A 13,706-nucleotide genomic window follows, 5' to 3' on the forward strand; every position below is an offset into this window, starting at 1 on the left:
TGCGCCCCGTAAGATGGGCCGCATGGCTAAGACCGGTACGACGACCCAAGGGCTGCGCGCGGCGATCGAGCGCAGCGGCTATTACCCGGCCCTGGTGGCCGAGGCGGTGCAGGCCGCGGTCGGCGGCGAGCCGGTGGTGTCGTACTTGGTCCACCAGGAGACGACCTTCGACGCCAACGAGGTCCGCCGCCACGTCACGGTCCTGGTCCTGACGGGCACCCGTTTCATCGTCAGCCACACCGACGAGCAGTCCGCCGACGACACGTCCCCCTCGCCGTACGCGACGACCTCCACCGAGTCCGTGAAGCTGGGCCGGATCTCCTCCGTCGTGCTCAGCCGGGTGGTGGCCAACCCCGAGTCGTACACCCCGGGCCGGCTGCCGCGCGAGGTCGTCCTGACCATCGGCTGGGGCGCCGTCGCCCGGCTGGACCTGGAGCCCGCCACCTGCGGCGACCCCAACTGCGAGGCGGACCACGGCTACACGGGCTCCTCGACCGCCGACGACCTGTCGCTGCGCGTCAGCGAGGCCGGCGACGGCCCGGACACCGTGCGGCAGACCCTCGCCTTCGCCCAGGCCCTGTCCGAAGCGACCGCGGCCACCACCCGCTGATGGCGCACGCCGTCCCCGCCTGGCCGGAACCGGAACCCCTCGACCCGGCCGGTGCGCCGGTGCCCGCGTACGGCACCGGCTCGCTCGCCGACCTGCTGCCCGCCGTCACCGCGGGCCAGGGGCTGACCCTGCCCGGCGCCGGGGGCCCCGGCATGGACCTGGCCCCCGCCGACCGTGTCTGCGTCTTCCTCGTCGACGGGCTCGGCTGGCAGCTGCTGCGCGACCACCCGGACGAGGCCCCGTTCCTGACGTCCCTTCTGGACAGCTCGTTCAACCGCACCGGCCGCCCGATCACCGCCGGCTTCCCGGCCACCACCGCGGCCTCGCTCGCCTCGGTCGGCACCGGCCTGCCGCCGGGCGCCCACGGCCTGGCCGGCTACACCTGCCTGAACCCGGACACCGGCGAGCTGATGAACCAGCTGCGCTGGTACCCGTGGACCGATCCGTACGCCTGGCAGCCCTACCCGACCGTCTTCCGGCAGGCGCACGCCGCCGGCATCCACACCTGCCAGGTCTCCTCGCCGAACTTCGAGCGCACCCCGCTCACCGAGATCGCGCTGAGCGGCGGCACCTTCCACGGCCGGCTCTCCGGCGAGGAGCGCATGGACCTGGCCGCCGAACAGCTCGGCGCCGCCGACCGCTCGCTGGTCTACACGTACTACGCCGAGGTGGACGGCGCCGGGCACCGCTACGGCACCGACTCCGACGCCTGGCGCGGCCAGCTGATGTACGTCGACCGCCTCGCCCAGCGGCTCGCCGAGCAACTGCCGCCGCGCTCCGCCCTGTACGTCACCGCCGACCACGGCATGATCGACATCCCCTTCGACCCGGAGTCCCGCATCGACTTCGACGAGGACTGGGAACTGCGCGCCGGCGTGCGCCTGCTGGGCGGCGAGGGCCGGGCCCGGCACGTGTACGCCCACCCCGGCGCGGCCGGTGACGTGCTGGCGGTATGGCGCGAGGTGGTCGGGGAACACATGTGGGTGGCGGGCCGTGACGAGGCCATCGCCGCCGGGTGGTTCGGCCCCCGGGTCGACGACCGGGTCCGGGCCCGTATCGGTGACGTCGTCGCCGCCGCACACGCCGACATGGTGATCGTGGCGAGCGAGACCGAGCCGCGCGAGTCCGCGATGGTCGGCATGCACGGCTCGATGACCCCGGCCGAACAGCTCGTCCCGCTCCTCGAAGTCCGCACCTGACCCCTGCCCCCCCCGCCCGTCCGGTGAGCGCACCCCACACCGCGCGCTCCCACCCGTACCCCCACTGCCGTACGAGCCCGAAAGGCCCGCCTTCTGCCATGCCCGAGCTGGTGTTCTTCTCCGGAACGATGGACTGCGGAAAGAGCACCCTCGCTCTGCAGATCGAGCACAACCGCTCGGCCCGCGGCCTCCAGGGAATGATCTACACGCGTGACGACCGGGCGGGCCGCGGCAAGCTCTCCTCCCGCCTCGGCCTGGTCACCGAGGCCGTCGAGGTCACCGACGAGACGGACTTCTACGCCCACATCGTCGGCGAACTCAGCTCCGGCGGCCGGGTCGACTACGTCATCGCCGACGAGGCGCAGTTCCTCGCCCCCGGCCAGATCGACCAGCTCGCGCGCGTCGTCGACGACCTGGAGCTGGACGTCTTCGCCTTCGGCATCAGCACCGACTTCCGCAGCAAGCTCTTCCCCGGCTCCCAGCGCCTGGTCGAACTGGCCGACCGCATAGAGGTCCTCCAGGTCGAGGCCCTGTGCTGGTGCGGCGCGCGCGCCACGCACAACGCCCGCACGCTGGACGGCCAGATGGTCGTCGAGGGCGCGCAGGTCGTCATCGGAGACGTGCACAGCGCACCGGCCGAGGTCGGCTACGAAGTGCTCTGCCGACGCCACCACCGACGCCGCCAGACCTCCGCCTCCGCCCACGCGGCGGCGCTCTCCCCGGACGTACTGCCGGTGGACGCCCCCAGGTAGCGCGAGGAGCCGGCCGGAAGGGCGCGCCGCGGCGCGCGGCAGCGGAACACCCTCCCCGCCGGCCGGTTCGCTCAGCCCTGCTGCTGGATCACGGCGAACACGGCCCCTTCGGGGTCGGCCACCGTCGCCACCCGCCCGTACGCGGAGTCCCGGGCCGCCCGTACCTCCTGCCCGCCCAGCTCCACCACCCGCCGCACCACGGCGTCGGTGTCCGCGACGGCGAAGTACGTCATCCAGTGCGGCCCCAGCTCACGCGGCAGCGCGTCCCCCACGCCGTGGACGCCCGCCACCGGCCGTCCCTTCAGGTGCAGCGTCAGGTAGTCGAACCCGGCCGAGACCTCCGACTCGGTCTCGTAGCCGAACACCGCCTCGTAGAACGTCCCGATGCCGATCGTCTCCCGGGTCACCAGCTCGTTCCACACGGGCGTGCCGGGCACCCCGACCAGTGCCGCGCCCACCATCTCCTTGCCCTGCCACAGTCCGAAGACCGCGCCCTGCGGGTCGGAGGCGATCGCCATCCGCCCCGCCTCGTCCGCGTCCAGCGGGCCCACCGCGACCGTGCCCCCGCAGCAGCGGATCTGCTCGGCGGCCGCGTCCGCGTCGTCACTGGCGAGGTACGTGGTCCAGGCGACGCGCAGGTGACGGTCGGGTGCCAGTTCCCCGATCCCGGCCACCTCCCGTCCCTGGAGATACGCCCGTACGTACGGACCGAAGTGCTGCGGTCCCGGTTTGAACTCCCAGCCGAACAGCGCACTGTAGAACTGCTCTGTCGCGGCCAGGTCGTGCACCATGAGACTCACCCAGCAAGGCGCGCCGGGCGTCCGCCGAGTCGTTGCCTCGGTCGTCATCGTCACTCTCTCCTCGGACCATCGGGGTGGTGGCCGTGCGGGGACCCGGCGCGAGTGCGCCGTCCCGTGCAGATGCTCGCACCCCCTCATCCGCTGCGCGCCCCGGCCGCGCCGTCTTCGGCGCGTTCCTGTGGGAGGATGCCCGATTTGATGTTTCGCATCCGTTTCGGCGGTGTTGCCTTTGCACCGCCTTCAGCGCGCGGCCGGTCCTGCGCAAGGATGAGCCCCATGACTCACCTCATCACCGCGTCCGCATTGGCGGGCGAACTGGCCGCCGCCACACCGCCGGTCGTCCTCGACGTCCGCTACCGGCTCGGCGGCCCGCCGGGACGTCCCGAGTACGAGGCCGGGCACGTACCCGGCGCGGTCTACGTGGACATGGAAGCCGAGCTGGCCGGCCCCGCCGGCCCGGCCGGCCGCCATCCGCTTCCCGGCCTCGACGCCTTCGCCGCGACCATGCGCCGGGCCGGGGTGTCGGCGGACCGCGCGGTGGTCGTGTACGACGGCGGCCAAGGGTGGTCGGCGGCCCGCGCCTGGTGGCTGCTGCGGTACACGGGCCACTCCTCGGTACGCGTCCTCGACGGCGGCCTGGCCGCCTGGACCGCGTCCGGCGGCGCGCTGAGCACCGACGTACCGGCACCCGAACCCGGCGACTTCACGGCCGAGCCCGGTGCGCTGCCCCTCCTGGGGGCGGACGAGGCGGCGGCACTGGCCCGGCGCGGCGTTCTCCTGGACGCGCGGGCCGGTGAGCGCTATCGCGGCGAGGTGGAGCCCATCGACCGCGTCGCGGGGCACATCCCGGGCGCGCTGTCCGCGCCGACGACGGAGAACCTGGCGGCGGACGGGACGTACCGGGAGCCCGCGGAGCTGGCCGAACGTTTCGCCGCCCTGGGAGCCACCCCGGACGCCGAGGTGGGCGTCTACTGCGGTTCGGGCGTATCGGCGGCCCAAGAGGTGCTGGCACTCGCCGTGGCGGGCGTTCCTGCGGCGCTGTACGTCGGTTCCTGGAGCGAGTGGTCGGCCGATCCGGCGCGTCCGGTGGCCACCGGGCCCGAGGCCGGCTGAGGCGGACCGGAGCGAAGCCGGCGGGCCTCGTCCGCACGGGCGGGCCCGCCGGCCGGCGGCGCCGCACCCTCCGGTTTCCCGGCTACTCCGGTTTCTTGCGCCGCGTCCCGAAGACGATCTCGTCCCAGCTCGGTACGGCGGCCCGGCGTCCCGGCCGTACGCCGTCGGCCTCGGCCTGCCGGTCGGTCGTCCCGGTGAGCCGGTCCCGGTGGCCCGCCACCGCGCGTGGCATGAGCACGTCGGCGTAGGCCGAGCCCGCGCCCGCGCTCGCCGCGGGGGCGGCCGGCTCCTCCAGCTCCTCGTCCTCGGCGGACTCCTCCTGCGCGGGCGCCTTCGCCGTCTCGGGAACGATCATGTCGCCCCGGAAGCTGGGCACCGCCTCCAGGAGGCTGGTCAGCGAGTCGCGCTCGCGCTCACCCGAGGACTCCTCGGCCCGCGCCTGCTCGTCCTCCTCGCCGCCCTGGCCCGAGCGGTCCGGGGCGCTCTGGCGGTCCAGGGCACGGTCCAGCGGCCGGTCGCGCGGCAGCCGCGCGATACGCGGCACGAACGGGAAGCTCGGCTCCGGGGTGTCGTCGGTCTCGCCGATCAGCGCCCGCGCCTCGTCGTCGACGGCCTGGACGAGCCGCCGCGGCGGGTCGTAGGTCCAGCTCGCCGAGTGCGGCTCGGCCGCGACGCGGTAGACCAGCAGGACTTCCCAGGTGCCGTCGTCGCGGCGCCAGGAGTCCCACTGCACGGAGTCCTTGTCGGCGCCGCGCAGCAGCAGCCGCTCCGCGACGGCCTCGCCGAGCTGGGGTCCGGTGTTCTCCCCGGGGCGGCGCACGGGCGTCTTACGGGCCCGCTCGGCCATGAACGCGCGCTCGGCGAGCACCGGGCCCTCGAAGCGGCGTACCCGGTCGACCGGGATGCCGGCGAGCTGGGCGACCTCCTCGGCGGAGGCGCCGGCCCTTATACGCGCCTGGATGTCCCGCGGCCGCAGGTGGCTCTCGACCTCGATCTCGATCTGGCCGAGCCGTGCGCGGTCGTTGCGGACCGCGGCGCGCAGCCGTTCGTCGATCGGAAGCGTGTACTCGGTGCTGTCCGCAGCTTTGAGCACCAGCCGTGTGCCGTCGTTGGAGACGGCCACGACACGCAGTTCGGGCATGGGGACCTCCCGGGTGGTGCCTGCCGACGTCACGTGCGTCGCTGCTTCCGCTAGTCGAGTGTGGCCTGCCCGGGTGCAGCCTGCCACAACATTGCCGAGTTACCCGGCGTGTCGCGGCTTGGCCCGCAAACGCCGTTATGACACGGTTACCTGTTCGCAACGCTCAGTGACCATGTCCTGTTCCTGCTCCCAGTCACCCGTGCCCGGTGGCGGCACCCGGGGGTGAGTGCCACCTGCCGGCCCCTTCCCGTGTATCCGGGCAGCCGGACGGGATTCCGGGGCCAGGGCTCGCCACAGTACTCCATTCGGGCCACTGAGGTGGACCGCCGCGCCGCTCAAGTTCTCGCGGGTCAAGGGAGTTGGGTCGCCTTGTCGATCTCTCTACACCGCGTGACGGGTGGCGAGGTTCACAGAATCCGCAGATTCGGAACTACCGGCTTCGCCCATAGGTCACTTGTCCGTGCAAGATGGATCGAAGGGGCGATCAAAGGCTGGAGATGGACAACAAAAGCGATACCGACACCAAAAAGAAGGAGAAACGGCTCGACCTGAGCGTTCCTCAGGTGGCGGGCAGTGCCCTGGCGGCGGCCGTCGCGGCGTTTCTCGCCGGCCAGCTCGGCGTGTACGGGACCATCATCGGCGCGGGTGTGGTGAGCGTCGTGGCCACGACCGGTGGCTCGATCTTCCAGCACCTCTTCCGGCGTACCGGCGAGCAGCTCAAGGAGGCGGCCACGGTCGGCACCCGGCCGAAGCCGCGCCGCTCCTCGTCGTCGCGCAGACCGCAGCGGGGCGGCACCGGCATGGTGCTGCCCACCTTCGACCGGCAGGGCGCGGAGGACGAGATCACCTCCGTCGCGGCCAAGGACGAGGCGCCGGCCGGCACGGACCGTACGCAGCTGCTGCCGCAGGCCGACGAGACGCAGATGCTCGGCCGGGCCGGCGCGGGCGGCCGGCCGGCCGACAAGACGCAGCCGGTGCCGCGGCTGGACGACCGGACCATGGCGTTCGGGCAGGCCAGGCCGGGGCACCCGGCGGCCGGCGCGACCGCCGTGCCGGCCGGGGCCGACGAGGTCAGCACGGCCACGTACGGCACCCGGCTGCGCGGCTGGAAGCGGCCCGCGCTCGGCGCCCTGGCGGTCTTCGTCCTGTCGCTGGGCGCGGTGACCTGCGTCGAGCTGCTGTCCGGGCACGACGCGTCGGGCGGCGACGGCACCTCGGTAGGCAACGTCTTCCGGGGCGGCGGGCACAAGTCCGAGGACCGGACGCCGCCCGCCACCGACACGCCGTCCCCCGGGTCCTCGCACGGCAACGGCTCCTCGGGCGGCACCAGCGGCACCCCGACGCCGGGCCCGAGCGGCTCCACCGGCACCGGCGGCGACCACACGAGCGGCGGTACGGGCGGCCGGCCGACGCCGAGCCCGGACGCGAGCAAGAGCGGCGAGCCCACGCCGCCGCCGAGCCCGAAGCCGAATCCGTCGAAGCCCGGCGGCAGCGACGGGGGCGACAGCGGCAAGGGCGGTGACGACTCCAAGGGAGACTCCGGCGGGCAGAACGACCAGAAGCCCGGCGGCCGGCAGGTGCCGGAGCCGAAATCCTCTTGAGCCGCAGGGCGGAAATGCCCGCCCCGCACGGGACCGAATACCGTCCCGTGCGGGGCGTAATGCCGTCCGGCGCGGGAGGCGGAATCCCCTCGCGCGCGACAATCGCGATCCGTACGGGGACGCAATTCCCGCCCGGCGCGCCGAACCGATTCCCTTTGCGCGGAAGAACGGTCACCGCCCCCGGACACGGGCGGTGACCGAACCGGCCCGGACCCGGCCGCGCACCGGCCCGTACCGGTACGCGGCGGGCCCGTGGAGCGCCCGGTCCCGTTCATCCGTCCGGGACGTTAGGCCGGCTGGGTACTTCAGCCGTCCGGGCGGCTCCCGCGAGGCCGGGTGCCGATCATTCGCCCAGCACACGCCGGAGATAGGCGTTGGCGAACAGGCGCCGCGGGTCCAGCCGGTCGCGCAGCGCGGTGAACTCCCCGAACCGGGGGTACACGCCCGACAGGTACGCGGCGTCCCGGCTGTGCAGCTTCCCCCAGTGCGGCCGTCCGCCGTGCGCCGTCATGATCCGCTCGGCCGCGGAGAAGTACGCCCGGTACGGCGTCCCCCGGTACATGTGCACGGCGATGTAGGCGGTGTCCCGCCCGGAGGCGGTGGACAGCGGTATGTCGTCCGCCGGCGCGGTCCGCACCTCCACCGGGAAGGCCACCCGGAAGTCCGAGCGCTCCACCAGCGCCCGCAGCTCGCGCAGCGCCTCCACGGCGGCCGCCCGCGGCAGCGCGTACTCCATCTCCACGAAGCGCACCCGGCGCGGGCTGGTGAAGACCTTGTAGGGGATGTCGGTGTACGTACGGGCCGACAGCGCGCGGCTGGAGAACTTCGCGATGCCCGGTACGGCGGCGGGCACCGCCCGGCCCATGGAGCAGGCCACCTGGAAGAGCCCGTTGGAGAGCAGTTCGTCCTCGACCCAGCCGCTGATCCGGCCGGGCGGGGCGGCGGGGCCCTGGCTGCGGTTGTTGCGCTTGGTGCTGCAGTTGCCGGTGTGCGGGAACCAGTAGAACTCGAAGTGCTCGTTCTCCGCGACGAGCTGGTCGAATTCGGCCGTGACCTGCGCGAACGACATCGGCTCCTCGCGGGCCGCCAGCCAGAACTGCGGCTCCACGGCGAAGGTGACCGACGTGATCACGCCCAGCGCGCCCAGCCCCACCCGGCCCGCAGCGAAGATCTCCGGGTTCTCCGACGCCGAGCAGGTGCGCACCGAGCCGTCGGCGGTGACCAGTTCGAACCCGGTGATCTGGGCGGCGACGGACGCCGAGTCGCGGCCGGTGCCGTGCGTACCGGTGCTCACCGCGCCGGAGACGGTCTGCTCCATGATGTCGCCCATGTTGGCCAGCGACAGGCCGTGCGAGGCGAGGACCTGGTTGAGGTGTTTGAGCGTGGTGCCGGCGGCCGCGGTCACCGTGCCGGCGGCCCGGTCCACCTCCCGTATGCCGGTCAGGCGGTCGGGGCGTATGAGGAGGCCTTCGGTGGCGGCGGCCGCGGTGAAGGAATGGCCGGTTCCGGCCGCCTTGACCGGCAACCCGTCGGCCGCCGCCGCGCGGACCGCGGCCGCCAGCTCCTCGGCGGAGGCCGGCGCGACGCTCCGCGCCGGCCGTACGGCGACGTTGCCCGCCCAGTTACGCCAGGCGGGCCGGGGACTGGTCCCCCGCACCGCCCGTACCGTCCTGGCCACCGCTCCCGCGGCCGTCCCCGTCCTGCCGGTCGTCCTGTGTGCCTCGGTCATCTGCGCCCGTCCCCTCCCGCTGCGCCGCCGGCCGCAGCCGGCGGTATCCGAGGAACGCCACCGCCGCCGCGAGCGCCCCCGCGACGGCCGGCACCAGGTAGCCGCGGCCGGCCCCGGCCGCGTCCACCACCCAGCCGGCGGCCGACGAGCCGAGCGCCACTCCGACCGCGAGCCCGGTGCTGGTCCAGGTCATGCCCTCGGTCAGGTTCGCGCGCGGTACGTGCTGCTCGACGAGGGCCATCGTGGTCACCATCGTCGGCGCGATGGCCAGGCCCGCGAAGAAGAGCGCCACGGCCAGAAACGGAAGGTTCCCGACCAGTTGGAGCGGGATCATACTCACGGCCATCGCACAGACGCCCACCAACCACCGGCGGGCGGCCGACCCCTTGAAGTGCAGCATGCCGAAGACCACGCCGGCGAGGCACGAACCGAGCGCGTAGGTCGCCAACACCAGGCTGGCGGCGCCCTGGTGGCCCTCCTCCTCGGCGAACGCCAGCGTCACCACGTCGATCGCGCCGAAGATCGCTCCGGTGGCCACGAACGTCATCACCAGCACCTGGAGGCCGGGCGAGCGCATCGCCGAGCCCTTGGCGTGGTGTTCGCGCGGATGCGGCTCCGGCTCGGTCGCGCGCTGCGCCGTCAGCCAGAAGACGCCGACGACCAGGAACGCCGTCGCGAGCAGCGGGCCCGCCTCGGGGAACCAGGAGGTCGACAGGCCGATGGAGAGGATCGGCCCGACGATGAAACACGCCTCGTCGACGATCGACTCCCAGGAGTACGCGGCGTGCAGCAGGCGCGGTGAGCTGTGGACGGCGGCCCAGCGCGCCCTGACCATCGCGCCGACGCTCGGCACGCAGCCCGAACAGGCGGTGAAGAAGAACAGCGTCCAGTCCGGCCAGTCCTGCTGGGCGCTGACCAGCAGGCCCGCCATCGCCGCCGCCGAGACGAGGGTGACCGGGCGCAGCACGCGGCGCTGGCCGTGCCGGTCCACCAGCCGGGAGACCTGCGGGCTGAGCACCGCCGAGGCCATCGCGACGGTCGCCGCCAGCGCGCCCGCGAGGCCGTAGCGGCCGGTGATCAGGGAGACCATCGTGACGATGCCGATGCTGGTCATCGACAGCGTCATACGGCCGAGGAAGCCGGCGGCGGTGAACGACTTGGTTCCGGGGATGTCGAAGAGCGCGCGGTAGGGGCTTGGCAAAAGGAACTCCGCCGGTGAAAGGCCGATGGCCGGTGTGGGTCCGGAGATCGGGTAAGGCATGTCGGGGCCGAGACAGCTTACGCGCGCGTCCCGCGTGGCCGCCTCCGGTTTTCCGGCTGTCAGTGGCTGGTGGCAGGATCGAAGCCATGTCCGAACAGTGCGATCCGCCCCTTCCATCCGCCGGGGGGACCCCCGGTCCCTACGACGCCCTGCTGCTGCTGTCCTTCGGAGGCCCCGAAGGCCCGGACGACGTCGTTCCCTTCCTGGAGAACGTCACGCGCGGCCGGGGCATCCCCCGCGAGCGGCTGAAGGAGGTCGGGCAGCACTACTTCCTGTTCGACGGCGTCAGCCCGATCAACGCGCAGAACCGGGAGCTGCTGGCCGCCCTGCGCGAGGACTTCGCCGGAAACGGCCTCGACCTCCCCGTCTACTGGGGCAACCGCAACTGGGCGCCCTACCTGGTCGACACGCTGCGCGAGATGGTCCGCGACGGCCACCGCCGCATCGCCGTCCTGGCCACCAGCGCGTACGCCTCGTACTCCGGCTGCCGCCAGTACCGGGAGAACCTGGCCGACGCGCTGGCCACCCTCCAGGCCGACGGCCTGCCGGTGCCGCGGGTGGACAAGCTGCGCCACTACTTCAACCACCCCGGCTTCGTCCGCCCCATGGTCGACGGCGTGCTCGCCTCGCTCGCCGAGCTGCCCGAGGACGTGCGCGCGGGCGCGCACATCGCCTTCACCACCCACTCCATCCCGACCGCCGCCGCCGACACGTCCGGCACCCCGGAGGACCACACGGAGGACGGCGAGGGCGGCGCGTACGTGGCCCAGCACCTGGACGTGGCCCGGGTGATCGCGGCCGCGGTCCGCGAGGAGACCGGTGTCGACCACCCGTGGCGGCTGGTCTACCAGTCCCGCAGCGGCGCCCCGCACATCCCGTGGCTGGAGCCGGACATCTGCGACCATCTCGAAGAGGCGCACCGCGCGGGCGTCCCCGCGGTCGTCATGGCCCCCATCGGCTTCGTCTCCGACCATATGGAGGTCAAGTACGACCTCGACACCGAAGCCGCCGCCAAGGCCGCCGAGCTGGGCCTGCCCGTCGCCCGCTCCGCCACCGTCGGCGCCGACCCGCGCTTCGCCGCGGCCGTCCGCGACCTGGTCCTGGAGCGCGCCGCCGCCGAGCGGGGCCGCGCGCCGGAGCGCTGCGCCCTCGGCGAGCTGGGCCCGAGCCACGACCTGTGCCCGGTCGGCTGCTGCCCGGCCCGCGCCCCGCGCCCGGCCGCCGCCGGCGCGGACTGGACGGGCCCGGTGGCAGAGGTCCAGGGATAGCCACGGCCCGCCCGCACCGAGTTGACCGACGGCGGCGCCACGCCGCCCCGCACGGCCGTCACGACCGGCCCGTACGAGCAAGGAGCACCGTGTCCGACCCGCTGCAGGACGAACTACTCGAACTGGCACTGGAAGCCGCCCGCCGCGCGGGTGACCTGCTGCGCGACGGCCGCCCCGCCGACCTGGGCGTCGCCGCGACGAAGACCAGCCCCATCGACGTCGTCACCGAGATGGACATCGCCAGCGAGAAGCTGATCACCGGCTTCCTCGCCGAGCAGCGACCCGCCGACGGCTTCCTGGGGGAGGAGGGCGCCAGCGTCACGGGCAGCAGCGGGGTGCGCTGGGTCATCGACCCGGTGGACGGCACGGTCAACTACCTTTACGGGCTGCCCTCCTGGGCCGTGTCCATCGCCGCGGAGAAGGACGGCGAGGCGGTGGCCGGCGTCGTGGCGGCGCCGATGCGCGGCGAGACGTACCACGCGGTCCTGGGCGGCGGCGCGTACTGCAACGGGGAGCCGGTCCGCTGCCGCCCCGCGCCGCCGCTGTCCCAGGCCCTGATCGGCACCGGCTTCGCCTACCTCAGCGAGCGCCGCGCCGCCCAGGCCGAGGTGCTGCGCAGTCTGGTGCCGCAGGTCCGCGACATCCGGCGGGGCGGCTCGGCCGCCATCGACCTGTGCGACGTGGCCTGCGGCCGGCTGGACGGCTACTACGAGCGCGGGCTGAACCCCTGGGACGTGGCGGCCGGCGCCCTGCTAGCCCGCGAGTCCGGCGCGCTCACCGGCGGCCGCCCCGGCCAGCCGGCTTCGCACGAGCTGACCGTGGCCGCGTCCCCCGAGGTGTTCGCCGTGCTCCAGCCGATGCTGGAGGAACTGGGCGCCTGGCACGACTGAGGGCCTTTGCCACGGGCCTGGCCGGTTCGGAACACGACAGCGCCCCGGTCCCTTCGGGGGCCGGGGCGCTGCCGTCGGTTGCGGCCGGGAGGTGGTCAGGCGCTGGCTGCGGTGACCTGCACGCCGTGCTCGGAAGCAAGGCGCTGGAGGTCTTCCAGCTCGGCCTGTTCCACCTCGACGAGGAAGTCGTCGCCCGACTCGCGGGCCCGGTCCAGGTCGGCTTCGGTGTTGCGTATGCGCTGCAGAATGCCTGCGGTGAACGCGTCCATGGTGCGCCCCCTCGTCGTGGGTCGGTGGCACGGGGGTGTGCCGACGGGCGGGACGATCACGGCGTGGTCCCTGCCGGTGGATCAGGGCGCGGCATGGCGCCGTACAGGGCGTGATCGCGGGTGTGCAGTCGTCCTCCCCAACGGTCACCTCAGGGAAACCTCAAGCGGCCCGGTAATCCTGTGAATCCGCCGGGGGAGGCCCTCCCGGGGCGGGAAGGGCGCGGCGACAGGGCCGGTCGGCCCCTGGAGGCTCCGCATCCGGCCCCGTGACCGGCCGAAACCGGCCCGCCGGCCGCCCCCACGCCCCCGCCGGCCCCCCTTACTGCCGGTTTACAGCTGTTCGGGGCAGGATGGAGGGGCTCCGAGTTTGTGGTGCCCCGGTACGACCAGGGCCGTGAGGAAGGACTAGCGACGTGCGTGTACTCGTCGTCGAGGACGAGCAGCTGCTCGCCGATGCGGTGGCCACCGGGCTGCGCCGGGAGGCCATGGCCGTCGACGTGGTGTACGACGGCGCCGCCGCCCTGGAACGCATCGAGATCAACGACTACGACGTGGTGGTCCTGGACCGGGACCTCCCGCTCGTGCACGGCGACGACGTCTGCCGGAAGATCGTCGAGCTGGGCATGCCCACCCGCGTGCTGATGCTCACCGCGTCCGGCGACGTCAGCGACCGTGTGGAGGGCCTGGAGATCGGCGCGGACGACTACCTCCCCAAGCCCTTCGCCTTCTCCGAGCTGACCGCCCGGGTGCGGGCACTGGGACGCCGTACGACGGTCGCCCTGCCGCCCGTGCTGGAGCGGGCCGGCATCAAGCTGGACCCGAACCGCCGCGAGGTCTTCCGCGACGGCAAGGAGGTGCAGCTGGCGCCGAAGGAGTTCGCGGTGCTGGAGGTCCTGATGCGCAGCGAGGGCACGGTCGTCTCGGCCGAGCAGCTGCTGGAGAAGGCCTGGGACGAGAACACCGACCCGTTCACGAACGTCGTCCGGGTCACCGTCATGACCCTGCGCCGGAAACTCGGCGAACCCGCGGTGATCGTCACGGTGCCGGGCTCGGGCTACCGGATCTGATCGCCG

13 protein-coding genes are annotated in these 13,706 nt (G+C 73.4%); 8 read left to right on the top strand and 5 right to left on the bottom strand.

The features are described from left to right. The first annotated feature begins 22 nt into the window (after positions 1 to 22). From ACH4K4_RS29285 to ACH4K4_RS29295, 3 genes are all read left to right on the top strand, one after another. Positions 23 to 610: a DUF5998 family protein gene (locus ACH4K4_RS29285; protein ID WP_003981824.1), complete on the top strand. Its 588-nt coding sequence runs from the start codon at positions 23 to 25 to the stop codon at positions 608 to 610. Further along, complete coding sequence (locus ACH4K4_RS29290; protein ID WP_398171468.1) at positions 610 to 1,809, top strand: alkaline phosphatase family protein; 1,200 nt, start codon at positions 610 to 612, stop codon at positions 1,807 to 1,809. The genes ACH4K4_RS29285 and ACH4K4_RS29290 overlap by 1 nt, the downstream gene beginning before the upstream one ends. Positions 1,810 to 1,907: 98 nt before the next feature. Beyond that, positions 1,908 to 2,561, top strand: a complete 654-nt coding sequence (locus ACH4K4_RS29295; protein WP_398171469.1) for a thymidine kinase — start codon at positions 1,908 to 1,910, stop codon at positions 2,559 to 2,561. A 71-nt stretch (positions 2,562 to 2,632) separates the two neighbouring features. Here the strand turns inward: ACH4K4_RS29295 and ACH4K4_RS29300 are convergent, their stop codons facing one another. After that, the gene (locus tag ACH4K4_RS29300) at positions 2,633 to 3,409 is read right to left on the bottom strand and encodes a VOC family protein (RefSeq protein WP_398171471.1); all 777 of its coding nucleotides are present in this window, start codon (positions 3,407 to 3,409) and stop codon (positions 2,633 to 2,635) included. A 228-nt stretch (positions 3,410 to 3,637) separates the two neighbouring features. On the opposite strand from ACH4K4_RS29300, the gene ACH4K4_RS29305 reads away from it, so the two are divergent. Continuing rightward, the gene (locus ACH4K4_RS29305) at positions 3,638 to 4,474 is read left to right on the top strand and encodes a sulfurtransferase (RefSeq protein ID WP_398171473.1); all 837 of its coding nucleotides are present in this window, start codon (positions 3,638 to 3,640) and stop codon (positions 4,472 to 4,474) included. An 82-nt stretch (positions 4,475 to 4,556) separates the two neighbouring features. On the opposite strand, the gene sepH is transcribed toward ACH4K4_RS29305, so the two are convergent. Beyond that, on the bottom strand, positions 4,557 to 5,615 hold the full coding sequence (gene sepH / locus ACH4K4_RS29310) for a septation protein SepH (RefSeq protein ID WP_398171475.1): 1,059 nt from the start codon (positions 5,613 to 5,615) through the stop codon (positions 4,557 to 4,559). Positions 5,616 to 6,112: 497 nt separating this feature from the next. Between sepH and ACH4K4_RS29315 the strand changes: the two genes are divergently transcribed. Further along, positions 6,113 to 7,216 carry a hypothetical protein gene (locus ACH4K4_RS29315; RefSeq protein WP_398171477.1) on the top strand — a complete coding sequence of 368 codons (1,104 nt, stop codon included), beginning with the start codon at positions 6,113 to 6,115 and terminating at the stop codon, positions 7,214 to 7,216. Positions 7,217 to 7,559: 343 nt separating this feature from the next. Here ACH4K4_RS29315 and ACH4K4_RS29320 read toward each other — a convergent pair whose 3' ends face one another. Further along, positions 7,560 to 8,945: a D-arabinono-1,4-lactone oxidase gene (locus ACH4K4_RS29320; RefSeq protein ID WP_398171478.1), complete on the bottom strand. Its 1,386-nt coding sequence runs from the start codon at positions 8,943 to 8,945 to the stop codon at positions 7,560 to 7,562. Next, positions 8,839 to 10,146, bottom strand: coding sequence for an MFS transporter (locus ACH4K4_RS29325; protein ID WP_398171479.1), 1,308 nt, complete (start codon positions 10,144 to 10,146; stop codon positions 8,839 to 8,841). The genes ACH4K4_RS29320 and ACH4K4_RS29325 overlap by 107 nt, the downstream gene beginning before the upstream one ends. Before the next feature lie 146 nt (positions 10,147 to 10,292). On the opposite strand from ACH4K4_RS29325, the gene ACH4K4_RS29330 reads away from it, so the two are divergent. Both ACH4K4_RS29330 and ACH4K4_RS29335 read left to right on the top strand, forming a co-directional pair. Next, positions 10,293 to 11,474, top strand: coding sequence for a ferrochelatase (locus ACH4K4_RS29330; RefSeq protein WP_398171481.1), 1,182 nt, complete (start codon positions 10,293 to 10,295; stop codon positions 11,472 to 11,474). Positions 11,475 to 11,563: 89 nt separating this feature from the next. Next, positions 11,564 to 12,364: an inositol monophosphatase family protein gene (locus tag ACH4K4_RS29335; protein WP_398171483.1), complete on the top strand. Its 801-nt coding sequence runs from the start codon at positions 11,564 to 11,566 to the stop codon at positions 12,362 to 12,364. A 95-nt stretch (positions 12,365 to 12,459) separates the two neighbouring features. Here the strand turns inward: ACH4K4_RS29335 and ACH4K4_RS29340 are convergent, their stop codons facing one another. Continuing rightward, complete coding sequence (locus ACH4K4_RS29340; protein WP_167515092.1) at positions 12,460 to 12,633, bottom strand: hypothetical protein; 174 nt, start codon at positions 12,631 to 12,633, stop codon at positions 12,460 to 12,462. A gap of 413 nt (positions 12,634 to 13,046) precedes the next feature. Between ACH4K4_RS29340 and ACH4K4_RS29345 the strand changes: the two genes are divergently transcribed. After that, entirely contained in the window at positions 13,047 to 13,700 is a 654-nt protein-coding gene (locus ACH4K4_RS29345; RefSeq protein WP_360133530.1) for a response regulator transcription factor, read from the top strand. Positions 13,701 to 13,706: the final 6 nt, after the last annotated feature.

The organism is Streptomyces sp. NPDC017529 (genome assembly GCF_044329785.1).
GTDB lineage: Bacteria > Actinomycetota > Actinomycetes > Streptomycetales > Streptomycetaceae > Streptomyces.

Excerpts from the sequence above, each read along its gene's own strand:
- ACH4K4_RS29315 (WP_398171477.1), top strand. The coding sequence starts at position 6,113 with ATGGACAACAAAAGCGATACCGACACCAAAAAGAAGGAGAAACGGCTC.
- ACH4K4_RS29295 (WP_398171469.1), top strand. The coding sequence starts at position 1,908 with ATGCCCGAGCTGGTGTTCTTCTCCGGAACGATGGACTGCGGAAAGAGC.
- ACH4K4_RS29285 (WP_003981824.1), top strand. The coding sequence starts at position 23 with ATGGCTAAGACCGGTACGACGACCCAAGGGCTGCGCGCGGCGATCGAG.
- ACH4K4_RS29340 (WP_167515092.1), bottom strand. The coding sequence starts at position 12,633 with ATGGACGCGTTCACCGCAGGCATTCTGCAGCGCATACGCAACACCGAA.
- sepH (WP_398171475.1), bottom strand. The coding sequence starts at position 5,615 with ATGCCCGAACTGCGTGTCGTGGCCGTCTCCAACGACGGCACACGGCTG.
- ACH4K4_RS29330 (WP_398171481.1), top strand. The coding sequence starts at position 10,293 with ATGTCCGAACAGTGCGATCCGCCCCTTCCATCCGCCGGGGGGACCCCC.
- ACH4K4_RS29290 (WP_398171468.1), top strand. The coding sequence starts at position 610 with ATGGCGCACGCCGTCCCCGCCTGGCCGGAACCGGAACCCCTCGACCCG.
- ACH4K4_RS29320 (WP_398171478.1), bottom strand. The coding sequence starts at position 8,945 with ATGACCGAGGCACACAGGACGACCGGCAGGACGGGGACGGCCGCGGGA.
- ACH4K4_RS29300 (WP_398171471.1), bottom strand. The coding sequence starts at position 3,409 with ATGACGACCGAGGCAACGACTCGGCGGACGCCCGGCGCGCCTTGCTGG.
- ACH4K4_RS29305 (WP_398171473.1), top strand. The coding sequence starts at position 3,638 with ATGACTCACCTCATCACCGCGTCCGCATTGGCGGGCGAACTGGCCGCC.